At 49.7% G+C, this 22840-nt stretch carries 20 protein-coding genes and 1 pseudogene; 5 read left to right on the top strand and 16 right to left on the bottom strand.

Features of this window, described 5'->3' with window-relative positions:
- Positions 1–23: 23 nt before the first annotated feature.
- Both BLQ82_RS08365 and BLQ82_RS08360 read right to left on the bottom strand, forming a co-directional pair.
- Positions 24–1430, bottom strand: coding sequence for a HAMP domain-containing sensor histidine kinase (locus tag BLQ82_RS08365; protein ID WP_062528336.1), 1407 nt, complete (start codon positions 1428–1430; stop codon positions 24–26).
- Positions 1431–1432: 2 nt separating this feature from the next.
- Positions 1433–2128 (bottom strand): response regulator transcription factor, encoded by a 696-nt coding sequence (locus BLQ82_RS08360; protein ID WP_062528337.1) that lies wholly within the window; start codon positions 2126–2128, stop codon positions 1433–1435.
- 170 nt (positions 2129–2298) lie between these two features.
- Here BLQ82_RS08360 and BLQ82_RS08355 point away from each other — a divergent pair, with 170 nt between their 5' ends.
- Positions 2299–3324: a hypothetical protein gene (locus tag BLQ82_RS08355; RefSeq protein ID WP_062528338.1), complete on the top strand. Its 1026-nt coding sequence runs from the start codon at positions 2299–2301 to the stop codon at positions 3322–3324.
- Between the two features lie 112 nt (positions 3325–3436).
- Here the strand turns inward: BLQ82_RS08355 and BLQ82_RS08350 are convergent, their stop codons facing one another.
- From BLQ82_RS08350 to BLQ82_RS08325, 6 genes are all read right to left on the bottom strand, one after another.
- A complete protein-coding gene (locus BLQ82_RS08350; protein ID WP_062528339.1) occupies positions 3437–4606 on the bottom strand; it encodes a GntR family transcriptional regulator in 1170 nt (389 codons plus the stop codon).
- Positions 4607–4783: 177 nt separating this feature from the next.
- Positions 4784–5275 (bottom strand): DUF1036 domain-containing protein, encoded by a 492-nt coding sequence (locus BLQ82_RS08345; protein ID WP_074648044.1) that lies wholly within the window; start codon positions 5273–5275, stop codon positions 4784–4786.
- Between the two features lie 96 nt (positions 5276–5371).
- A complete protein-coding gene (locus BLQ82_RS08340; RefSeq protein ID WP_062528340.1) occupies positions 5372–5749 on the bottom strand; it encodes a DMT family transporter in 378 nt (125 codons plus the stop codon).
- Entirely contained in the window at positions 5749–6306 is a 558-nt protein-coding gene (locus BLQ82_RS08335) for a TetR/AcrR family transcriptional regulator (protein WP_062528341.1), read from the bottom strand. The genes BLQ82_RS08340 and BLQ82_RS08335 overlap by 1 nt, the downstream gene beginning before the upstream one ends.
- 55 nt (positions 6307–6361) lie before the next feature.
- Entirely contained in the window at positions 6362–7543 is a 1182-nt protein-coding gene (locus tag BLQ82_RS08330; RefSeq protein ID WP_062528342.1) for a YARHG domain-containing protein, read from the bottom strand.
- Between the two features lie 43 nt (positions 7544–7586).
- Positions 7587–8750: a DUF116 domain-containing protein gene (locus tag BLQ82_RS08325; RefSeq protein WP_062528343.1), complete on the bottom strand. Its 1164-nt coding sequence runs from the start codon at positions 8748–8750 to the stop codon at positions 7587–7589.
- 145 nt (positions 8751–8895) lie between these two features.
- Here BLQ82_RS08325 and BLQ82_RS08320 point away from each other — a divergent pair, with 145 nt between their 5' ends.
- A complete protein-coding gene (locus BLQ82_RS08320; RefSeq protein WP_062528344.1) occupies positions 8896–9486 on the top strand; it encodes a P-loop nucleotide/nucleoside kinase family protein in 591 nt (196 codons plus the stop codon).
- 79 nt (positions 9487–9565) lie between these two features.
- On the opposite strand, the gene BLQ82_RS08315 is transcribed toward BLQ82_RS08320, so the two are convergent.
- Positions 9566–10390: an AraC family transcriptional regulator gene (locus BLQ82_RS08315; RefSeq protein ID WP_062528345.1), complete on the bottom strand. Its 825-nt coding sequence runs from the start codon at positions 10388–10390 to the stop codon at positions 9566–9568.
- Positions 10391–10497: 107 nt separating this feature from the next.
- On the opposite strand from BLQ82_RS08315, the gene lacZ reads away from it, so the two are divergent.
- The gene (lacZ, locus tag BLQ82_RS08310) at positions 10498–13623 is read left to right on the top strand and encodes a beta-galactosidase, LacZ type (protein ID WP_062528346.1); all 3126 of its coding nucleotides are present in this window, start codon (positions 10498–10500) and stop codon (positions 13621–13623) included.
- 277 nt (positions 13624–13900) lie between these two features.
- Positions 13901–14407, top strand: a complete 507-nt coding sequence (locus tag BLQ82_RS08305; RefSeq protein WP_062528347.1) for a hypothetical protein — start codon at positions 13901–13903, stop codon at positions 14405–14407.
- Positions 14408–14439: 32 nt separating this feature from the next.
- On the opposite strand, the gene BLQ82_RS08300 is transcribed toward BLQ82_RS08305, so the two are convergent.
- Complete coding sequence (locus tag BLQ82_RS08300) at positions 14440–15804, bottom strand: sedoheptulokinase (protein ID WP_062528348.1); 1365 nt, start codon at positions 15802–15804, stop codon at positions 14440–14442.
- 106 nt (positions 15805–15910) lie between these two features.
- On the opposite strand from BLQ82_RS08300, the gene BLQ82_RS08295 reads away from it, so the two are divergent.
- Positions 15911–16669, top strand: coding sequence for an SDR family oxidoreductase (locus tag BLQ82_RS08295; protein ID WP_062528349.1), 759 nt, complete (start codon positions 15911–15913; stop codon positions 16667–16669).
- Positions 16670–16725: 56 nt separating this feature from the next.
- On the opposite strand, the gene BLQ82_RS08290 is transcribed toward BLQ82_RS08295, so the two are convergent.
- The 6 genes and pseudogenes from BLQ82_RS08290 to BLQ82_RS08265 all read right to left on the bottom strand — a co-directional run bounded on the left by BLQ82_RS08290 (position 16726) and on the right by BLQ82_RS08265 (position 22517).
- Positions 16726–18642 (bottom strand): oxidoreductase, encoded by a 1917-nt coding sequence (locus BLQ82_RS08290; protein ID WP_062528350.1) that lies wholly within the window; start codon positions 18640–18642, stop codon positions 16726–16728.
- A gap of 136 nt (positions 18643–18778) precedes the next feature.
- Positions 18779–19021: pseudogene (locus BLQ82_RS08285) on the bottom strand (hypothetical protein); the annotation flags it as partial.
- A 246-nt stretch (positions 19022–19267) separates the two neighbouring features.
- The gene (locus tag BLQ82_RS08280; protein WP_244280729.1) at positions 19268–19768 is read right to left on the bottom strand and encodes a VanZ family protein; all 501 of its coding nucleotides are present in this window, start codon (positions 19766–19768) and stop codon (positions 19268–19270) included.
- On the bottom strand, positions 19753–20631 hold the full coding sequence (locus BLQ82_RS08275) for a M15 family metallopeptidase (protein ID WP_062528353.1): 879 nt from the start codon (positions 20629–20631) through the stop codon (positions 19753–19755). Before BLQ82_RS08275 ends, BLQ82_RS08280 begins: the two co-directional genes overlap by 16 nt.
- A 109-nt stretch (positions 20632–20740) precedes the next feature.
- Positions 20741–21835: a sensor histidine kinase gene (locus BLQ82_RS08270; protein ID WP_062528354.1), complete on the bottom strand. Its 1095-nt coding sequence runs from the start codon at positions 21833–21835 to the stop codon at positions 20741–20743.
- The gene (locus tag BLQ82_RS08265; RefSeq protein ID WP_062528355.1) at positions 21828–22517 is read right to left on the bottom strand and encodes a response regulator transcription factor; all 690 of its coding nucleotides are present in this window, start codon (positions 22515–22517) and stop codon (positions 21828–21830) included. Before BLQ82_RS08265 ends, BLQ82_RS08270 begins: the two co-directional genes overlap by 8 nt.
- Between the last annotated feature and the right edge of the window lie 323 nt (positions 22518–22840).

Below are 22840 nucleotides of genomic sequence, written 5' to 3'. Positions count from 1 at the left end.
CTAAACCGGAACTTAATGTAATCTTAAAAATCAGGCAGAATAATGCGGAAGATTGTTCGTTCCTCCGCTGTGCCCAGCAGTTGCAGGGAACCTTGATGCAGGCTGACAATTTTGTAGGCGATTGCCAGTCCAAGACCCGTTCCTCCAGCATTGGACCTTGCCTGGTCGCCTCTGACGAAAGGATCAAAAATCACGCTGCGCAAGTGCTCCGGTATCCCGCTTCCATTGTCGGCAAATTCCAGCCATAGCCCATCCGCATGAGTCTCCAGCGTCACCCGCAGCCGGGTACCGGCCGGATTGTAACGCACCGCATTGGACAGCAGATTGCTGAAGACACGGCTCATCTGCTTGCGGTCAAAAGCGTAGCGCACCTCGGTATCGGGAATACGCACCTCCAGCTCCAGCTCCTTTTCCTCTATTTCGGAGAAATGATCCAGAATAGCTGTGCGCATACACTCGCCCAGGTCCTGTACCTGTCTGTCCAGCATATAATCGGGATGATCCAGCTGCGTCATCTCAAACAGCGTGTCCAGCAGGGCATCTACCCGTTTGGCTTTGGTGTAGATGGACAGCAGATAGCTTTGCTGCTTGTCATTATCTTTGACCATCCCTTCATGCAGTGCCTTAGCGTAACCGTATAAGGTTGAGATAGGTGTCTTCAAGTCATGGGCAATATCCGCCAGCATCCGCTGGCGGCCCCTCTCCATCTGCACCTTATGCGCTCCGGCCTGTTCCAGCTTTTCTGCCATATCATTCAAGGTATTGCCGATTTGCAGAAATTCTCCCTCCAGCTTAAGGCTGAGGCGGATCGTATAGTCTCCGGTCTTTAGATGATCGATGCCCGCGGCTATGGCGCCGAGCGGCTGGATTATTTTTCTTGCGGTCCATCTGCTGTAGATAACAATAACAACGGCCGAGAGCAGTATGAACCCGAACACAGCCTGAACATTGTAACGCTGAATCTGTTTGTCACGGTCCCTGGCACTCTGCTGGTCCCAGATGCTTACCTCCAGTTGGTCTACAGGTATTTTTACGATATAGGTATAGAGCAGCCCTTTTTGTAAAAAAGAGGCTTCCGAGCTGATATAAGGGGCATTCTCCGGCTCCTCGCCCAGCCGCAACGACTCCGGTGTGGATCGGTCCAGGGGAATGCCAGTGTAATGGATAAGCTGTTTGTTCTCATCCAGCGTTTCAACCCACCCGTGAACCTTCAGGATATTCTGGATCAACGCCTCCAGCTTCGCAGCATCCCGCTCGGCATCGACCAAATCCTGTGCTCTCGTCACCTGCATTTCCGTAGAGGCATAGCTCCGGTCAGAACCTTTGGCAGCATAAGCAATGCTAAGCATCCCGATGACGCTGATCACCACGACCAGAAAATAATAATGGATGCGCAGCATTTCCCTTATCCCTGTTTGCTTGCGGTTCACCTTCAGCATCTCTTCTCAAACCGGTAGCCCAGTCCCCGGATGGTGGTTAAGTAGACCGGCTTCCTGGGCTCATCCTCAATTTTGTCACGCAGCTTGCTTATGTACACCAGGAGGGTGTTGTCGTCTCCAAACCACTGCTGCCAGACACTGTCCAACAGCTGGCGCTTGGTAAATACCCGCCCTGGATTCTCCATAAAATGAAGCAGCAATTTATACTCAATGGACGTCAGCGGAACCAATTGACCGTTCTTGTGCAGCTGGCAGCCGGCTTTGTCCAGCAGCAGCCCGCCGATCTCCACCACCTCAGAAACCGCAGCACTCTCTGCATGCATATACTGATATCTTCTGAGCTGCGCCTGTATGCGCGCAACCACTTCCAGCGGGTTAAAAGGCTTGGTCATATAATCATCTGCTCCCAGATTAAGCCCCAGAATCTTATCATGATCCTGCACCCGCGCGGACAGAAAGATCACGGGGACGGACAATGCTTGGCGCAGTTCCTTAACCACCTGAAGCCCGTCGCAGGCGGGCATCATGATATCAAGCACAATGAGGTGAATATCACGCTTGCGCACCAGCTCCAGCGCCTCTTGTCCGTCAAAAGCCTCCAGCACGTTGTAGCCTTCGTTCTCGATATACAATTTCAGCAAATCGACGACCTCGCGCTCGTCGTCCACGATCAATATAGTTTGACTCACCGGACATCCTTCTTTCCTATCAAATGGGTTCAGGTTCATTGCACTTTCATTATAGCTATTGCAATATGCTTAAAAATAAAATATTCGAATTTGAGTTGTAAATTAGCCTATTTAATTTGCTCTATTACAAGAGAGTAAAAAACTCTTAAAAAAAATAGGAGGTTTTCCAAATGTATTACACATTCAATTCAATGAAGGCAAGCAATGGTATAACATTAAAAGTCATCAAAACTTCTCCAAACAACATCGTTCTTACGTACCTTGGGGGTAAAAGTGTACCTTCATCGGGTAAATTGGGGATGAATGGTGGGTTCTTTCAGGATCTGCCCCTTCCCGCTGGTCAAACCAAACCTAATGTATACTCGATTGCAGTAAATGACAATGTACCTATTAACGGTGGATTCGGTGATTATGGCAGCGGTGGCACACAAGATGTTACGAGAGGAACTCTGGTTTGGGATAAAACAAAAAGGACTTTTTGGGTTCAACCAACAAAAGTAGGGGATGAAGCGACCCTTTGGGTTAACTATGGCGATAAATACTGGGCGCAAGGTGGCATTAGTATGAATCTTCAGGATGATGCGAATTGGCGAAGCATTGCAATTTCTGAGGGCATGCCAGTAATTGACGAGACTTGGCCTAACCGATCTGGTCTCCTTTGGAATTCCGGCAATAATGTATTTCTAGTTGTTAGTGAAACTAAATGCAGTGGAACTGCATTTAGAAGCGCTTGTAAAGAAATTGAATCCGGAATGGTTAACGGCATATTCTTAGATGGTGCAGATGCTGCCCAAATGAATGTTCCAGGAACTTATTCAACTAGCTGGACCCGCCAATTAGCTGCAATGGTTGAGGTTGTCCATAACGTGGATATTGATGGAACTTCCCCTGCAGTAGAACTGTCTCCTGGCTTACCCGGTTATTTGAATGGTGAAACAAGCAAGATTTTCAAAATAACTGGAGCGGGTTACGCTACTATTAGAACAGAGTTTTATCAGCAGCAATGTGATACCTATCTTGAACTTTATTATGACGAAAATCTAACAAGTAAGGTTACTGAAGATGATGATCAGGGCGGCAATCAATACTCTCTAATTACAGGTTGGTATCTGAATTGGGGACAAACCTATTATTTAAAAGTTCGTAACTTCCATGACGGCTCTCCAACATATGCTAAAGTATCTGTTCAATTCTAAGAAGAGCAGCTATTAAGTATACTTGTAAAAAATCACACTACCACCCAAAAGAAACAGGTGGTGGTGTGATTTTTATCAACGATTTGGGAATGTCTTAGAATGGGGTCTCCCGCTAATGTCTTTTTTTGCGGGATGCAGGCCCGGTCGAGCTGCCGGGGATCAGCTTCGCATCCAGCATTACCTTATTGGGTACGGGCTGCCCGTTCATCAGACTCAGCACATTTTCCACTGCAATCCGCCCCATCTCTTCTTCATTCTGGCGCATATGGGTGAAGGAATAACCGCCGCCGAGATGGGTTGGCGGACTGTCGAAGCAAATAATTGAAATGTCTTCAGGAATTCGCAGCCCCAGGCGTTCTACTGCAGTCTTGGCGAGCAGAGCAATATTGTACTCAATGGCAAACAGTGCCGTAATGGAAGGGTGGCTCTCCAAATGGGAGATCAGACGCGTGATGTCCCTTTCAATGTTATCCGGGTTAAAAAACTTCGGCAGGGTCGAAGTCAGGTCGCTGACCCACAGCTCCTTATCCACCATAATTCCCCGCTGGGCGTGAGCCTGAATGAAGCCTTCAATCCGGTCTTCTACGGCTGTTGTATCTACCGGAGGAGGTGACAAAAACGATATATGCGTATGCCCCAGATCAAACAAATACTCGGTGGCTTCTAGCGCAGCCTGCAGATTATCCGAGCTGATCGATGCGGCGGCAACCCCTTTCAAATGCCGGTCCACCAGTACCAGCGGGAAACGGCCAATGACCAGCTTGAGAATTTCAGCATTGAAGTATTCACCCTGAGCCGGGAAAATGATGAGCCCGTCCACGCCCAGGTTGAGCAGCTTCTGGATGGATTGCTCCTCATTCTCGGGAATACCGAAGGTCCTCCGCAGAACCAGGAAACAATCATTATCGCGCGAGGCCTGTTCCATGCCATAAATCAGCCCGGTCCCGTAGCTGTTGCCAAAGTCGGTTATAATCAGCCCAATGGTCTTTTCCTCTGTGTTGATTGCGGTCCTCCCGGTACCTGCTGCGGTCGTCAGTTCCTGCGGTTCAGCGGCTGGATCTGCTACGAACGAGCCCCTGCCCGGTTTGCGGACGATTAGGTGCTCTGCGGCCAGCATCTCAAGTGCTTTTTTACTGGTGATACGGCTCACGTTATAGGTATCGGCAAGCTCTTTCTCGGAAGGGACACGCTCTCCAAGCCGGTAGGCTTGAGTCAATATGCTCTCCTTCACTTCGTCAAATATTTTCTCATACATCGGCTTGGATGAAGTCGGTTCGTTCATGACTTTCACTATCTCCTGACTCTAATTTTTCACGATTATACATAATAATATATCATGATATATTAAGATTGTCGACGTATGTATTCAAAAGCGACCCGCAGATGCTGTTCCTGCGAGCCGTTTCCGATTTCTGGATTCATAGCTTATGCTCTTACCTGGTTCTTCGGCGCTCTCTTCCTATCTGCTGCGTAATGGTCTAACCACTCTGCCTAACTTGCCTAACTTTCCAGGTGTCTTCTTAATGCTGAATCTGCCTAATTTGAATTTGCGGGCTCCTTTTTTCGATATTTTAGTATTTCTTGCTCTTGATGCACCTTGGGCTCCATTGGTAAGGGTCAATGTGTAGTTTTGGAAATTGCCGACAATGATTTCATCAAACCCTACTCTATTACAGCCTGTGCCTTGGCATCTTTCTACCCAGCACATTGTGAAAACTGAACTAGGAATATAGGTGTTGAAATCACCACCCCAAGTATTACCGAAGTTGTCATGCCCGTAGATATAGAATCTTTGATTGGCGGCAGATCCCGACACAATGAGTGAACGCCTACCTGGTACTATCCGGTACCAACCCTCTTTAACATAAGTGGTAGGACTACAATTAGGATCATAGTGGCCCACAGCAACCCATATGGTGTTAGGGGTGTTGTTTTGAACATAAAAACCCATTTCTATCACTCCATTCTGTGAAATATAAATACAATATACTCTATGTAAATATTTTACATATGGAGTGGGTATATAGATGGTTGCGAAAAAAAGAGGCTACTTACGAGCAGCCGCAGAATGCAGATTGCTAGATTGTTGATCTTCAGAAGCTCCATGTCCCGGACCCAGCAAATTCAGCACAACCACGCCAATGATGATGAGGGTGATGCCGACGATGCTGGCGGTATTAATCTTTTCCTTCCAGATTACGACCGACACAATGACTGTAATTACCGTACCAAGCCCTGACCAAATGGCGTACGCTGTATTCAAGGGAATGGACTTCAGCGAGATCGACAAGAAATAGAAGGAACATACGAATGCAACCACTGTCACAATAGACGGTATCAGCCGTGTAAAGCCTTGGGAAGCTTTCAGCATCGAAGTTCCAAGCAGTTCACTGGCAATGGATACCGCTAGCAAGAAATAAGCCATTACTTCTCCTCCTTTGTTAAGCGCAGCAATTCGTCACGTACCCGCTGCTTCAATTCTTTGTCTGGAGGGGCAAGGCCAAACATCTCCGCAAACCATAAGCCGTCAGCAGCTAGTCTGGCAATGGTCGATTGTACGGGGTCTATTCCGTCATTTTCAATATTCCGCTGCCATTCCGTATAAGCGCTGCGAATTCCGTTCAAGGATTCCGGGTTGAGGAAAAGCGCTGAAGCTAGCACTGTTCCTATATCATTGCCTGCACCGGCTTCGTCGAAGGTGGATTCAATATAAGCCCTGCTCCATTTCCCGCTGCGGATTTGATCCGCACCAATTCTTTTTTCCAAATCGGCCTCAAAGCTGTTCGTCAACGTTTCCACTACACCATTAACCAGCGCTTCTTTACCCGGAAAATGGTACAGCAAGCCGCCTTTGCTGACTCCGGCCCGCCTGGCAACCAGCTCCAGCGTCAATTGCTCTCCGCCCAGCTCACGCATAACCTCTATGGCAGCGAGTATAATAAGCATCCGCTTCGGGATTTTTTCTTCGTCTTCTTTGCTCATATCATCACCGTCCTGAAATCACTATACCGTCTGGACGGTTTAGTTGTCAAACGGGTCAGCCATACAACAGCAGTCCCTCAAAGCAGTCATAAATATCTGTATCCGTTCCGGAAAGATGGCCATCCTTGACTTGAATCCAACCTGTTGTACCATCTTCTGTCTTAATCTTTCCCTTCCCCTCCGTGTCTCCGCCCTGGAAATAGACTGAATCCCCTGGCTCTACCCACTTGAGAATATCGTCTTGCCCTGAGGTTGTATAGATAGGAAAACGTACTTTGGCTACCCAAGGCGTAGGTGGCTCCATGGGATAAAAATCAGCCGGGGATTCCTTCCACATATGCTCGCCGTCCAGCTTAAATGTTTCAAGATAGAACCAGCATTGAAGGTCAATAGCTTGTCTCGATGTTGTTACTGTTCCATGTCCATCCAAAGACTGCGCATTGGCAGTGAGCCCGTCCAGCGTTCCCATATGTATCAGGTCATGCCCATTGTAATAGTAATAGTCCGTTGTGAACTGCGCAGACTCATTGCTATCCTCCAAAGCGATTTCAAAGTATGGGTCATTGATATTTGAATCTACAATTTTGAAATATGAAGTGGAGTATGAATCAGACAGCTCAATTTTCAGTTTAGAATCATTCACCGAGAGGCTCCATTCGTCAGTGACCTCGTAATGTTGGGTTAAAGTCATTTGGATATGCTCAACGGTTCCGTCACCATTCAAATCTACATTTGCCGCCGGAAGCCGGATAGACTCATCGCCCTGCGGATAACCCAGCACATGATCATCCACGTCCCACAATTTTTCCAGTTGGTTGGCAGACATGAGCTTTTCATGTTTTTGAATCAGCTTAATGTTCCTGCTTTCTGTATCCGACAGGCTTCCATTGTAATCCTCATCGGGAGTATACCAGCGTTTGCCCGCAAAATAGTCTTTCAGGTCCGGCCGCTTGAATACTAAGCCATGCCGGGCAAAAATCTCATTCCTCGCCAGCTCCAGCATTCTGCTGTCGATGTTGCTGAGATTTTCCTCGGTCAACAGCGTCTTGTCACTGTCCTGAAAGATATATTCCCTGCCTGTTCCTCTGTTCTCTGCTGAAGCTTTGCCTTGATTGCTCTTCTCTGCCTGAATCTGCGGGACTTGATCTGGCTGTGCAGCTGGCCGGGTTTCACACCCGGCTATTTGCAGCATTCCAGCCGCCAGTAAGCAGAAAAGTTGATATTTGCGATTGTTCATTCAAATGGGCCTCTTTTTCTATGTGTTTGTTTTTATATTTTATTCAGCTTTTGCTTGAAGGCTTACCCTGTTCCAGCATAAGCTGCAGACGGTCCATATCGATACAGGTCTCGATGCCCTCCGGATGCCAATGCATCACACAGCCTGAGTAATGGAGCAGCACACATTGCGGAAGATATCCCATATCACGGGCTTTATAGCCGCCGGGGATGAGATTCAGCACACAGGCTATGCCGACAATACCGACTTTTCCCTCAGGGATGCGTTCTTTCCCAAAGGCTGTTGAGGCATGCGGAATCATCAGCACCTTGCTGTCACAGGTTTCAGCCATCGCTGTAACTGCATGTACCCGGCAGGTTTTGGAGCAGCGTCTGCACACATATCCCGGTCCTTCCTGTACTGCCCGGCAAGCCCCGGCAGGTTTGTTGCGCATGCAGATGGGCAGGAATACTATCTTCTCAGGTGCCGCTTGGAAGCCAGCGTGAAAAACCCGGTTCATGATGTCAGCTCCGACCATGTTCAAATGGTACTCCACCCGTTCCCGGCTGCAGAAAATACGATTCTCCTGCCACTTCAACCGCTGGCGGTTATTCTCAATATAAGTCTCTACCTTGGAAGTATAGCTGCCGAGGCACTCCAGACTGCGCCGCTCAAACCAAGAAGCCTTCTGTACAGCCCGATGCAGTATGCCTGCGCTCTCTTTACCCGGCAATCCTCTGAGAAAATCCAGCCAGATCTTCAGCCGCCTGCTCTCCTGCTCGAATTCTCCGCTGGCGCGCAGCCATCCAAGCAGTCTGGCAAATGAATGCAGCTGTATCCGCTCAACAGCTTTGTGGCGCAGGGCGAGTACGGTAGTCCCAGCAATCCCCTTCAGCCGGTCCACGGCTCTGCGCGCCTCGCGGCTTCGGCTTCTAAGCCTGTACAGTGAAGAAAGAAGCTGGCCTGCATACACACTTCCCACAGTTGCTCTAGAGTGATATACATTCCACAGTACGCCAATCATCAGCCATTCCAGCGCATAGATATCGGGATTCCAGGTTTCCAGCTTTCTTAAGGCTATATACCGGCCAAACTTGGCTATAGATGGGTCTTCATGCAATTTCACCAGAACTTCATCTGTCAAAAGGGCAACGTCCCGATAGTACTCCCCGGCTCCCCCGTCTTCCCCGGTTAAGGAATAGGTTAGCTCTCCGTTATTCTCTCGCAATGGGACCACCTCCAGCAATTCTATACCAACAAGGTAACATTTCAATCTGCCGGCTGTCAGTGATTTTACGTTCAAAGGCAGGAGATTTTCAGGATGAAAAATGATACGATAATGAAATGATATTTTCAGGTAAGGAGTGAAAGCGATGAACCAGCTTGTATTTTTCCTGGGACCGGCGGGGGCGGGCAAAACGACCTTGGCCAAAGCCGTTGCGTCCCGCCGTAAAGCCGCTGTTCTGGATATGGATATCCTGCTCCGGCCAGCTGCCGATGTCATTATGAAGATGCACGGGCTGGACCCCGCTGACCGGGATTCTGCCGAATATAAGCGGTTATGCCGCGATCTGGGCTACCGGATCACCATGGATGCCGCGCTTGACAATATGGGGCTGGATTGTGATGTGTTTGTGGTGGGTCCATTCACCAAAGAAGCCGCTGATCCGGGATGGATCGGAGATGAGCTTGCCCGGATCGGACGGACCCTGGAGGAAATTGAAGTAAAGGTTGTCCTGGTGAGTCTGGGTAACGCCGGGCTGTACCGGGAACGGATTGAGGGCAGGCATTCGCCGCTGGATGCCTGGAAGTTTCAGAATTGGGAGATGTTCAGCGCTTCACTGGGCAGCCGCACGATAGCCTGGCCGCTTCCGGCGGAAAACATCCTGCAAATTGACAACTCGGTCCCGGATGTCCGGACAGCGGCTGAGGCGGTTGAGAGGTTTATTTATGGTTCGCACTGACCTTCGGCTAGGTCCGGCAAACCGTATAAGGAAGAACCGTGAACACCGTTCACGGTCTTTCTGCTGCCTATTGCGGTCTTCAGCCCTCCAGCCCATGCAGCTGCCTGAACTCCTCCGGCCTCATGCCGGTGACCCGTTTGAAGACCGCGCAAAAGTAGCTCGTGTTCTCAAACCCCGCCTGCTCTGCTATCTCATAAATCTTCTTCTCCCTGCCGCTGAACATCAGCTGCTTGCTGCGGTTGATCCGCTGCTTGTTGATATAGGTTACCGGCCGTTCGTGCAGCGTCCGCTGGAACAGACGGCATAAATATTGCGGCGAGATCGAAGCTACCTCGGCCAATTCTTTGAGCGGCAGTGTCCGGTGCAGGTTGCTTTCGATATGCTGCAGCACCGGCTTGAGGCGTTCCAGCTCATCCGGTCCGCCTGCCGGTGCCGTCAGCTGGACTTTGAGCTCCAGCATCAGTGCATACATCAGCTTGGATCGCTCCAGATTCATCTGGAGACTATTGCCATGCGAAAGCTCCAGCATTTTTTGCAGAGGCTCCAGTAGTGTGACCCCGCTTAACCTCCCCGTTCCAGACTCCCGGATTCCGGCATACGCGAGCAGGCTTCCCGCCTCTCTTCCATTAAAAGAAACCCAGGACAGCTTCCAGGCTGCGCTGATTGGCGCATAGGCATGAACCACATGCGGAAAAAGAAAAAAGACATCCCCCGGCTCCACAATGTAATGTTTGTCCTTCAAGAACAGTTCTCCTTTGCCTTCAAGAACCTGATGCAGCTGATAGTCCGGGAACCCTGCGGGCCGCTCCATTTCCGGCTGATGCTCCCAGAATCCGATCGTAGTCGCATACAGCGGCAAGGCTGCCATTTCTTCCGTCTCGCAGAAGACCAGTGTGCTCTCCATGTCCATTCTCCTGTTTCATATTGTGATATACATGCGAATATTCTTCTATATCTCTTGAAGAGTAGCCCTTTTATAATATGAATATAATAATATAAGGAGATGTTAATGTGCGCAACAAATTTACCTATGAGCCGCCTGCCAACGGATATCCTGAATGGAATAACAACCCTGAAATCTTTCAGTTGAACCGTCTGGATGCGCATGCCTCCATGATCTCATACCCCAGTATTTCCGAAGCCTTGAAGGGGGAGCGGGCAGCGTCGCCTAATTACCATCTGCTGAACGGGAGCTGGAAATTTGCTTTTGCAGAAACACCGGAGCAGCGTATTAAGGACTTCTATACAGCGGAATATGACAGCAGCAGCTGGGCGGAAATTCCCGTTCCCTCCCATTGGCAGTTTCAGGGGTATGACTACCCTCAATATACCAATGTCCGGTATCCGTGGGCAGTTTCTGAGCCGGAGTTGAAGCCACCTTTTGCCCCGACGGTATACAATCCGGTAGGTTCATATATCCGTACCTTCACAGTGCCGGAGAATTGGGCGGGCCAGCCGGTCTATCTCAGCTTTCAGGGAGTTGAAGCCGCTTTTTATGTGTGGGTGAATGGTGAATTGGCGGGTTATGGTGAAGATACGTTCACCCCTTCCGAATACGATATAACGGCATACTTGAAGGAAGGCGAGAACAAGCTGGCGGTAGAGGTCTACCGCTGGTGTGATGCAAGCTGGCTGGAGGATCAGGATTTCTGGCGGCTTAGCGGGATTTTCCGCGATGTCTATCTATATACAGCCCCACCCGTACACATTGCCGACTTTTTTGTCCATACTGACCTGGATGAACATTATGCTGATGCGGAACTGAATGTGGATGTGAAGGTTGAGGATTATTTTAATGTAAAAGCAGGCCCATATACGGTTGAAATGCAGCTGTATGATGCTGAAGGCCAAACCGTGTGGGCTGCTCCGGTGTCTGCCGGGGTTGCTTTTGGGGACGGTGAATTACAGCAGCTGAAGCTCGGAGCAGCAGTAAGCGGACCGGATAAATGGAGTGCCGAGAAGCCGTATTTGTATACCCTTGTCCTCTCCTTGAAGAACGAACAGGGGGAGTTGCAGGAAGCGGTCAGCAGTAAAGTGGGCTTCCGCACGTTTGAAATTAAGGACGGGCTGATGAAGATTAACGGGAAACGCATCGTCTTCAAAGGTACGAACCGCCATGAGTTCTCCTGTGAAACCGGCCGGGCACTCGGTAAAGAGGATATGATCCGCGACATTAAACTGATGAAGTCCCACAATATCAATGCCGTGCGCACTTCCCACTACCCGAACCAATCCATCTGGTATGAGCTGTGTGATGAATATGGACTCTATGTGATCGATGAAACCAATCTGGAGACGCACGGTTCCTGGCAGTATGGTCAACAAGAGCTGCATGACGGGAACGTGCCTGCCAGCAGGCCGGAATGGCGCGCCAACGTGCTCGACCGCTGCAATTCCATGATGCAAAGAGACAAAAACCACCCTTCCGTGGTGATCTGGTCGCTCGGCAATGAGTCCTTCGGGGGAGATAACTTTATTGCCATGCATGACTATCTGCGGGAAGCTGATCCTGGCCGGGTCGTTCATTATGAAGGTACCTTCCATTACCGTCCGTCGGATGCGGCAAGCGATATTGAATCCACAATGTATATTAAGCCGTGGGATGTTGTAGAGTATGCGAAGAAAGATCCGAAGAAGCCTTATATTCTCTGTGAATACAGCCATGCAATGGGCAACTCGTGCGGAGGGCTGCATTTATATACAGAGCTGTTCGACCAATATGATATCATTCAAGGCGGATTCATCTGGGATTGGGTAGATCAGGCGATCCGCACCAAAACCGCAGATGGAACCGAATATCTGGCTTATGGCGGAGATTTCGGAGAAAATCCGCATGACGGCAACTTCAGCGGCAACGGGCTGCTGTTCGCGGACCGCGGCGTTACCCCCAAGCTGCTGGAGGTTAAGAAATGCTACCAGAATGTAAAGATAACCGCTGTGGAGCTGGCAGAAGGCCGTTTTGAAATCCGTAACAATTATTTGTTTACGAACCTGGCAGAGTACGATCTGAAATGGACAGTTGCCTTGAATGGTATGGTAGTGCAGGCAGGCGTAACCCAGGTCTCTGCTGAACCGGGAGCAACTGCTGAATGTGCCATTCCTTACGATGGAAGCACTTTTGCGGGTGAGAAGGAAGCCGTATTGACCCTATCCTTTACTCAACCTTCAGTGACCGCATGGTCTGAAGCAGGACATGAGATTGCCTGGGAACAATTTGTACTGCCGCCAAGTGGCGGAGTAAACCCTTCCGCTAATGTTGCCAATGGAGCCGGAACTGAGCTGCGTGTCACCCAACAAACAGATGTTGTTGCGATACAGGGAGACAGCTTTGCTCTGGCCTTCAATACTGCAACCGGTGATCTGTTCTCCTATACTTCTTCCGGTAAAGAGCGCTTGCTGGCTCCTGTAAGACCTAACTTCTGGAGAGCGGTAACTGACAACGATCTGGGCAATGGTCTTGATAAACGCTGTGCGGTATGGAAGGATGTATCTTACAGCAGAACACTTACAGGCTTCTCCTGTACCACTGGAGATAATCTCTGCACCGTGACGGTTAGCTACCAATTGGGAACCCGACCTGCATCCACACTGCTGCTGCAATATAAGATAACGCCGGACGGAAAAGTGGACATCACACAGGAATTGAACCCGGGAGGTGAAGGACTGCCGGAAATCCCCGAGTTCGGATTGCTTTTTGAACTGGACGGTGGGCTGGATACGATCTCCTGGTATGGCAAAGGGCCGCATGAGAATTATTGGGACCGGCAGACCAGCGCCAAGCTGGGACGCTACTCCGGCAAGGTAAGCGACCAGTTCGTCCATTACCTCCGTCCGCAGGAGTGCGGCAACAAAACCGGTGTGCGCTTTGCTTCCCTTACCGAGAGCGTGTCCGGCAACGGGATACACCTGGAAAGTACATTACCGTTCGAAGTCAACGTCCTGCCATGGACGCCGGAAGAACTGGAAGCCAGCGATCATCCCTATAAATTGGCCCCTTCCACCAAAAGTGTGTTGAGAGTCAATTACAAACAAATGGGTGTCGGCGGTGACGACAGCTGGGGTGCTCCGACGCACGCAGAATTCACGCTTCCGTCTAACCGTCCATACAGCTTCCGCTTCACGTTGTCTGTTGTTTAATCTTTAAATATCGCGTGACTAGAGATTTCCAATTAAAAAGGCGCGTTTCCCTTCATGAGGAAGAGAAGCGTGCCTTTTTATTTCAGAAGAACCACCTGGGCGGGTGTACCATAAGATAAGGGTATACAGGAACTAAGGAGGAATATTTCATGCAGTATAATTGGAGACCCTACTTCCCCGCACAGGGAAGCCCTAATGCCATGCACCAATCCATGCCGATACATGCGGGGCCAGCGCCGGGATGCTTTAGCAGAGCGCAGGTTGAGCTGATACTCCACTGAGAACACTATGGGAGCAGCATGTGGCCTGGACCATCATCACCATCCGCAGCCTTGTATACGGGTTGCCTGACATCGATGCTGTATTGCCCCGCCTATTGCAGAATGCACAGGATATGGGAGATGCCCTTAAGCCCTTCTATGGCGCAGCAGCAGGTGATGCTTACGGCCAGCTTATTAAGGAGCATCTTGTCATTGCTGCCGACCTGGTCAAAGCCGCTAAAGCTGGAGACCAGGCGGCGGCCGCCGCAGCCGAGAAGAAATGGTATGCCAATGGCGACCAAATTGTGGAATTTCTCAGCCGTCTGAATCCGTATCTGCCCAAAGAGGAATTCAGAAAAATGTTCTACCAGCATCTGGCATTAACCAAGGCAGAAGCCGTGACTCTGCTCCAAAAGGACTACAAACAAAGTGTCCAGCTCTATGACCCTATCGAAAAAGGTGCCTTGGCAATGGCCGACATGCTAAGCACGGCGATTATTAAGCAATTTCCGCAGATGTTCTGATCTGTTGCTGTTAAATCAACCGCTCTACCTGCTCATCCCAGGTATTGTCCGGCTTCCTGGAAGCTTGAAATTCCTCCAGCGCCGACAGCTGCGCACAATGCTGCTCCGACTGCAGCTTCTTCGGAAGCAGCACTCAAGATAAGGGGCAGTCCAAACCGTGCCTCCACTTTCGAGCGCAGAGCCGGATTGGCGCGCAGCGCGTTGCCGGAGCCAACGAGCCTGGTCCATGTTATCCCGGAACCCATCTGCTCAAGAGATGTATAAAAAGCATACAGCTCATCGGTAATGCCTTGGAGAAAAGCATGGGCCAGCAGGTCTGGAGTGAAATTGTCCAACGTGATCCCCTCCACACTCCCCCGCACTTCCGGGTTCAGCCGCGTACCCAGAAACTGCGGGTTCACGGTGAGGCCCCTTGTTGTGACAGGTCCATCACCCAATAATTTGTCCAATAAAGGATACACCTCTCCTTGAGGTTGTCCAGTATAGGCTTCGATGACTTGACGATAAAACTTCTCCAAAAGCGCATAGGATTTCCCTCCGCTCAGCGCGGCACCAACCATCAGGACACCGCCTCCCGGATAAGGCCGTGCTTCCATTCCCTCAATACTGCCGCTCGAGTCGGTCAGCATGGCCGACAATTGGCTTCCGGTCCCAATGTTCAGCAGCAGCGCCTCCTCAGGAAAGGGAACGCTTCCTAGAAAGCTTGCCTGATTGTCCCCGAGCGAAGTGTATACCGGGACACCTTGCCGGGTTAATCCCACAAGGGTTCCAGATTGAACCACCCGGGGCAGCAGGTCTGTATGGATACCTGACCGGTCAATAGCCGCCATGTCAAAAGCACCATTTGGGATGCTGTAGCATCCCAGCCCGGCAGCTTGCGTGGAGTCAATCACCGGCTCTGTGCTTGCTGCCAATCTCATGGCGGCATAATCGGCGATGGTGCATAAGCTGACGGCTTCGATTGGAACAAGACCATGTCTCAGATTATAGAAATGAGTGGCCAGCCCGTAGCCGGGAGCAACCGGATAACCGGTATCCTTACTCAGCTTCTCCGCGTGGGTGAGGAATTCGTCATATGGCACACTCCCTCTTCCATCCTGCCAGGTATAGAGCGGACTCACATGCTTTCCACCAGCATCTGTATACAGAATCCCATGCATTTGTCCGGTGAATCCGATACCACGAACCCCAGGCTCCCGTGACATTAGTTGCTCCAATATACCTTGCACGAGCTGCAGGATAACGGCAGGATCCTGCAGACGTTCCCATTCTTTCCCGCTGCCGGGAAGCTGCGCTGAATTCTCAGCTGTAAGCCGGTGAAGGACCCTTCGGTGTTCCAAATCATATACCAATCCCGTAATGGAGGTCGTTCCAATATCGATTCCAATCGTTCGCACAAATTGTCCTCCTATCGAATCTGATGCGTGATACATAAATTAAAGCACAATCCATGATACTAGGCATAGCTAACAAACCTTTTGATACACCATTGGAGGAAATAGAATGAGACTTCGGGATAAGGTTGCTGTCGTAACCGGTGCAGCTTCCGGAATGGGCAAAGCAATAGCAATCCTGTATGCAAGCGAAGGTGCCAAAGTAGTCGTGTCCGATATTAAGCTGGAGGCTGCTAAAGAAACTGTGCAGGAGATTACCTCCGCCGGCGGAGAAGCAATCGCCATAGAAGCGGACGTTGCTGCCGAAGCAGATATTCAGCGCTTAATCGATACAACGGTCACGGCCTATGGAACCTTGGATATACTCGTCAACAATGCCGGGATAATGGATAACTTTGAGCCGGCCGGTGATATTGCCGATGCCGACTGGGAGCGGATCTTTGCTGTCAATACAACTTCTGTGATGCGGGCTACACGCAAGGCATTAACTGTCTTTTTGCCAAAAGAAAAAGGGGTCATCATCAACGTCGCTTCGATAGGGGGTTTGTTCGGGGCGCGTGCGGGCGCTGCTTATACCGCTTCAAAGCATGCCGTTGTCGGATTCACGAAGAATACAGGGTACATGTACGCAAAATCGGGTATCCGCTGTAATGCCATTGCTCCCGGCGGTGTCGAGACCAATATCGGCTCCACCATGACCCATATTAATGAATTCGGAATGGGACGGACACAGCCGGGAATGGCGATTAACCCGAGGATGGGCCAGCCGGGAGAAGTCGCACAGCTGGCGCTTTTTCTCGCATCGGATGAAGCGAGCTTTATCAATGGCGTGGTTGTTACCGCCGATGGCGGCTGGACCGCCTACTGATTGACCGGTTACCTAAGCAAAAAGAATCCGGCAGCCGCCAATATTTTTATACGAAGTTATATGGCCAAAGCCGTTTTATAAGCAAGGTTTATGCCTTCCAAAGCTTTGCCGACAACAGCAGCATCGCCAATCACTTTAACACTGTACTTCTTGCCAAGTTCTGAAGCCAATGAGTTATTGGACCTTGATCCTATAGCCAAGACGACCAAAGAAGCAGGCAGCGATTGTTGCCCGTCTTCCGTTTCAATAATTACACGGGTATCCGTGATTTCCAGAACCTTCGAATTCACATAAGCGTTCACTTCATTATTTTTTAAGGATTGCATCAAAAACTGTTTGGATGCCGGCTCCATATCGGCTGCAATTTCCGGTTGCATCTCAACGATGGAGGTTTTCCGGTTATGAACAGCAATATGTTCTGCCGTTTCCGCTCCCACTAGACCGCCGCCAATGACGACCACAGGATCCACCAGATCCACTTTTCCAAGAAGCACATCATTGGCCGCATAGACATGGGATTTGTCCGCACCTGGAATTTGCGGAATGATTGGATTCGCCCCGGAAGCGAGTATAATTTCATCCGGATTTACTTGTTCCACGAATTCTCTCGTTACCTCTGTATTTAACACAACCTTTACCCCTGACCGGTCAAGTTCGCCCTTCTGCCATACGGTAAAGGTGTTTAAAAGTTCTTTGCCGGGAGGGATCGCGGCAAGGAGCCACTGGCCGCCAAGCTTATCGCTCTTATCATACAAGGTTACATCATGACCGCGTCTTGCAGCGATAATAGCCGCTTCCATCCCCACGGGTCCGCCGCCGATGACCATCACTTTCTTTTGAACCTCAGCTTTCTGAAGCTCATACTCGCCTTCTTTGCCTGTCAGCGGGTTGACCAAGCAGGACACTGGATTTTGCTGAGCGATCCTCCATTGACAGCCCTGTCGGCAGCCGATGCAAAAAATGATTTCGTCCAGCCGTCCTTCCTTCACCTTGTTCGGGAATTGAGGATCAGCAGTGGAAGCCCGGCCCATGGCCACAAAATCCGCCTTGCCCTCCTTTAGAATCGACTCCGCCACATGGGGATAGATAATTTTGTTAACGGCAAATACCGGAATATTAACTACTTTTCTAATTTCTTTGGCGTAATCGGAGAATACGGCCGTTCTGATCGCTGTAGGCGCAGATACGATCGCCCCGCTCTTGTAAACGCCGGCGGAAGCATGTATGGCCGCCACGCCATTTGCCTCCAACACTTGACTGATTACTTTGGTATCTTCGATGGTTAATCCGCCTTCCACCATCTCGTCTGCAGAAATCCGGTATATCATCGGGAATTCATGACCGACCAATTCCTTGGCTCTGGCTATAATTTCAAGCGGGAAGCGCAACCGGTTCATCAGATTTCCGCCATAGGCGTCGGTTCTCTTGTTCGAGAACGGAGAGACAAATTGATTGATTAAATATCCATGCGCGCCGTGAAGCTCAATGGCATCATAGCCTGCTTCTTTACATCTTCTGATCGCCTGCGCGAATTTTTCCACCAGCTCCTTTACTTCCCCTGTTGTCAATTCAACAGGAGTTTCAGTTTGAGTCGGATCTTGAATGGCCGAAGGGGCTACCGGTCTCATCCCCATAATTGCACTGCTCGCTTCTCTGCCCGCATGATATACTTGGACCGCTATCTTAGCTCCGGCCCTATGGACCCGTTCAACCAATTCCTTATGCTCTTCCATGAGTTCATCCGACCATAACCCTGGTATGTTCTTGAACCCGGCGCCCCGGGGTTCAATCGCATGATCTTCGGCGATGATCAGGCCCCAGCCGCCCTTCGCTTTTTCCTCGTAATATCTGATATACCGTTCAGTCAGTCTGCCGTCTTCCGCGGCGTATTCGGATAGCATGGGCGGTACAATCAGCCGGTTCTTAACTGCTAAATTACCTATTTTGCCCGGTTCAAAAATCTTCGTAAACATGGCGATCTCTCCTCTTTTGGATTGTGAAAATTTGCACTTATTAAATTTTAAGATACCAACTCATCAAACAGATTAGTTGGTACTACTCAAGACGATCTTGCCCCGTGTCCGCCCCATCTGGCTTATAAGGTGGGCTTCAGAAGCGTTCTTCTTCTACTGCGTCTACATAATCGGGACGTACGGCATCCCGCCCGCTAATGATTGTAGCCACTACTGCATTTTTCTTCATGAATTTCAGAGCATCCCCGTAAGATGAGCCTCCGAGCGTATCCAGCATAATGTCAAACTCGGTTGTCGTATTCAAGCTGCCGATTTGTTCCATGTCTTCTTTCGTTAATTCAAAATCGAACACGTTGGAATTTTCAACAATCCGGTTTTCTTAAAAATCGTCACTATACCGTTCTGCAAGGGTTAGCATTATTTCTTCCTCCATCCTTATCGATTTGAGTGAAATTCATGAGGCGGGTTCGGCTTTTCGGCCCGTCACAGGTTACATTATAAATTCAATCTGTGGTTAAGAGTAGTACGTACTTTTTAGTACCATAGGCACTTAATAGTACCTATAAATTTCCAGGGAATGCACGATCTTGCCGAGTTAAGAAGACAGGGGGGATTTAGCTATGTCCTACGATTTCTTTTGAAAAGCAGCAGCAGGTTGAGGTACTACCAAACAAATGGCGTAGCCAATCAGACCTCCAAGCACATTCAAAATCAGATCATCGACATCAAAGCTGCCCATGGACAAGAGAAGCTGTGAGCCTTCCAGAGAAAAGCTTATTCCGAGTGAAAGTACAAGCGCAGTGAATAAGCCCCCTTTAGCTGATAGCCGGGTGAATATCCCTAAGGGAACAAACAGTGCAATATTCCCAAACAGATTGACGAAGTCGTGCGTATTAGAGAGATGGTCCAGATTCTGGTGAATAGAGAAAAAGGGGGTGAAGTTGGCATATGCCAGCCCGTTCTCAATTATCTCAGGATGTTCCATCACACTATGCAGCTGGCGCAAGAGGAAAGCAATTTCCACCGGAGCGTACTTGAACAAGATAATTTTGATCAATATATACAAATATACGGCAAACCCCAGGGCCAAAAGCTTCCGGTCCATCCGCTTCATGATGTGCTCCACTTGCTGAGCTCCACGGTAACAATGACCCCATCGCTGTTGTTCCCTGATACTGTATAAGGATGTCCGGCAGGCACCTGAACGCTGCCCAATTGGGAAGCCGGTACATATAGCATGAGATATTTGCGGTCGGCGACCGTAATTTCCAGGCGCTTCCGCTGTTTCAGATCGGCAAGATATTCTTCCAGCACCATGTTCTTCTCCTTCATGACCAAACTATGCGGCAGACCGACGTAGCGGAAATGCCAGGCCTCGTATTTAATTCCCGTAATATTTGTTTTGTCTTCGGGGTACCTGAGAATAAACCCGTAGTTCCAAGCGTTAGCCCGGAGCCATTTCCCTTCCGGTGAATTCTTGATTTCTCCGAGCGAAGAGCCAATGTCCAGCGACAGGCCAGTGTTGTGCTCACTGTACCCAGCGGGTAATGCGTAATCCGCTCCTTTTTCACGGTAGAGCTTGCCCTGCTCCTCTTGATTCCGGTACCCGCTGCTTATGCGGAAATTTTCCACCCCTTCCTCGGCAGCCGCTGCGGTCAGCTCCGAGAAACGTTCGGTTACCTTCCTGGACAGCCCGATGGAACGGTCAAGCAATTCAAACCCTTGTGTCAGCTCATCATAACGGGAAAGCTCAATGATATCATTGGCAACCCCTTTCGTATGTACGGGATAGTCCTTGTTGACGAGAATGAGATCTCCCTTGTAAATTTGTTTTTTGTCTATACGTATGGTTATTGTGTTTTCTCCAGAAGCAGATATTTCTGCCGCATGCTCTATAATGCCCGGATTCTTGGCCGGCAGCACTTCTTTTTGATAGATTTTGAACGCGATGACCAGCAAAACAATGCACAAAAAAAGCCACTTCTTCAATGCAAGCATCTCCCTTTTACCGTTTGTTTCACCAGAATACAGGGAAAAGCTTAAATACAAAGTGGCCTAAAAATTAAATTTTCCTTAAATTCACTAAGTCTGTCTGATTTCAGTCTTGAAGCGGCAAGCGCACCTCAAATAATGTCCGGGTTACACTGCTCTCTGCGGAGATGGTGCCGCCGTGCTGCTCGACAATATTTTTGGCGATAAAAAGCCCGAGGCCCGTGCTGTTCGCATCCGAGGTGCGCGCCCGGTCTCCTGTATAGAACATATCGAAGAGGAAGGGCAGCTCATCCGGAGGAATGAAATTTCCGTAATTAATGACCTGGACCAGCGCATTGCTTTCCTCCAGCCGGCAGTGTATATCCACAAATTGGCCATCTTTGCCATATCGCGCCGCATTGGTCAGAAGATTCTCAAAGACGCGGGCAAGCAGCTCCCCATCTGCAGGAATGACTATCTGGGGCGTAATTTGCAGCCTGGATGCCAGTTTGTTTTTTTCGAAAAGCGGATATAGTTCTTCATTAAGCTGGAGCAGCAGCTCGCTGAGATCGATCGGCGCCTTGACCACTGTAAGCATTCCATAGTTGACTCTCGTGATCTCGAATAGCTCTTCAATCAGCTTCTCCAGCCGCTGCGATTTGGTGTATGCAATCATGGTGTAATGCTTGGTCTGCTCCGCCGTCAGATCGGTATGGTTCAGGATGTAATCCAGATAACCCAATACCGACGTCAGCGGTGTCCGGATATCATGCGCCAGATTCAGCACCAGCTGATCCTTGCTGCTCTCGGCAAAATCCCCCCGCTCCACAGCTTTTTGCAGCTGCTCGCTCGCCCGGTTGATGTCTTCGGCTATAAGCTGAAACTCATCGTGAGAGGTGATCTCCACCCTGGAGCTAAACTCACCGTTGGCGAGATTATGAATACCCGAGGAAATTGTGTCAAAATAGGCGGCGTAGCGCTTGGTCAGCAGGAAAAAAAAGAAGATCGCCAGCGGCACGAACAGAATTAAAAAAAAGTTAACATCCCCAACCCTATAGATAAAAGCCCGCAAGCGGGCAATATCATCCTCTGCCAGAACCTTTTCATGGTAATAGAACTGGAGCCCTTTATAGACCAGATAAGTAAGGAGACCGGAGATCAGCATACTGAGCCCGAACAGCATCAGCATACTTGTGCGGAAACTGCGCTTGTATCTAACCATTGAACGTATATCCTACGCCCCAGACGGTTTTGACAAACTTTTTGGGGTCCTCGCTAAGCTTTTTGCGGAGGGTGCGGATATGGACCATTACGGTATTGCCGCTGTCATAATAAGACTCGCCCCATACCTGTTCAAAGATATTTTCTGCACTGAATACCTTGTTCGGGTGGCTGGCCAGCAGCTGCAGTATGTCAAATTCCTTCGGGGTGAGCTCCACCGTCTGCCCATAGATTGCGACGGTGCGTTTATCCGGATCAATGATCAGACCGCCAACCTGCAGCACAGAGTGTGCGCCTTCAGCCGGCTGATTCAGCTGCATGGCCCGGCGCAGCTGGGCTTTAACCCGTGCCACCAGCTCCATCGGATTAAACGGCTTGGTCATATAGTCATCTGCTCCAAGGACCAGACCGGTTATTTTATCCAGATCCGTAGCCTTGGCACTCAAAAAAATAATTGGCATCCGGTACTGCTCGCGGATCTGGCGGGTGACCTCATGACCATCCAGCTCGGGCATCATGATATCCAGTATGGCCAGATCAACCGGTTGGGATTGTACGGCCTGCATAGCGGCTCTTCCGTTCGCAGCCTTAACCGTATGATAGCCCTCCCTTTCCAGGTGTATGGCAATCAGTTCAGCGATCTCCGCCTCATCATCCGCAATCAAGATTGTAATCGGCTTCATTCGTCACAGCCTCCTGTTCCAGATAGCCCCCATTATACTTGAAACTCCCGAACTCTGCATCCTGTTATGATGGGGCTGAACAAGGCAGCGAATAAGAAATGTTGCCTGTTAAGCTCCAAATTTTGGCACTCACCTTACTTTACGCTCCCCAAACAAATAAAAAGAGCCAACCCATAGCGGTCAGCTCTTCTTAACCAGGTCAAGCTTAACAAGCGCATACAAAAAGGAGCATCGGGGGAAATGCTCCTTCTTGCCTTGCAAGTTCAGTCGGTTGAGGTGATCCTTGGGCTCAAATTGAAACCCAAACTTATATCTATAATTTA

It is taken from the genome of Paenibacillus jilunlii, assembly GCF_900102965.1.
Lineage (GTDB): Bacteria > Bacillota > Bacilli > Paenibacillales > Paenibacillaceae > Paenibacillus_AQ > Paenibacillus_AQ jilunlii.
This window is presented reverse-complemented; position numbering and strand designations above follow the sequence as displayed.

What these genes read in the sequence shown, in the direction of transcription:
- BLQ82_RS08350 (WP_062528339.1), bottom strand. Translation starts at nt 4,606, where the DNA reads ATGAACGAACCGACTTCATCCAAGCCGATGTATGAGAAAATATTTGAC.
- BLQ82_RS08355 (WP_062528338.1), top strand. Translation starts at nt 2,299, where the DNA reads ATGTATTACACATTCAATTCAATGAAGGCAAGCAATGGTATAACATTA.
- BLQ82_RS08345 (WP_074648044.1), bottom strand. Translation starts at nt 5,275, where the DNA reads ATGGGTTTTTATGTTCAAAACAACACCCCTAACACCATATGGGTTGCT.
- BLQ82_RS08315 (WP_062528345.1), bottom strand. Translation starts at nt 10,390, where the DNA reads ATGGAGAGCACACTGGTCTTCTGCGAGACGGAAGAAATGGCAGCCTTG.
- BLQ82_RS08335 (WP_062528341.1), bottom strand. Translation starts at nt 6,306, where the DNA reads ATGAGCAAAGAAGACGAAGAAAAAATCCCGAAGCGGATGCTTATTATA.
- BLQ82_RS08270 (WP_062528354.1), bottom strand. Translation starts at nt 21,835, where the DNA reads ATGGTTAGATACAAGCGCAGTTTCCGCACAAGTATGCTGATGCTGTTC.
- BLQ82_RS08340 (WP_062528340.1), bottom strand. Translation starts at nt 5,749, where the DNA reads ATGGCTTATTTCTTGCTAGCGGTATCCATTGCCAGTGAACTGCTTGGA.
- BLQ82_RS08290 (WP_062528350.1), bottom strand. Translation starts at nt 18,642, where the DNA reads ATGTTTACGAAGATTTTTGAACCGGGCAAAATAGGTAATTTAGCAGTT.
- BLQ82_RS08320 (WP_062528344.1), top strand. Translation starts at nt 8,896, where the DNA reads ATGAACCAGCTTGTATTTTTCCTGGGACCGGCGGGGGCGGGCAAAACG.
- BLQ82_RS08295 (WP_062528349.1), top strand. Translation starts at nt 15,911, where the DNA reads ATGAGACTTCGGGATAAGGTTGCTGTCGTAACCGGTGCAGCTTCCGGA.
- BLQ82_RS08265 (WP_062528355.1), bottom strand. Translation starts at nt 22,517, where the DNA reads ATGAAGCCGATTACAATCTTGATTGCGGATGATGAGGCGGAGATCGCT.
- BLQ82_RS08330 (WP_062528342.1), bottom strand. Translation starts at nt 7,543, where the DNA reads ATGAACAATCGCAAATATCAACTTTTCTGCTTACTGGCGGCTGGAATG.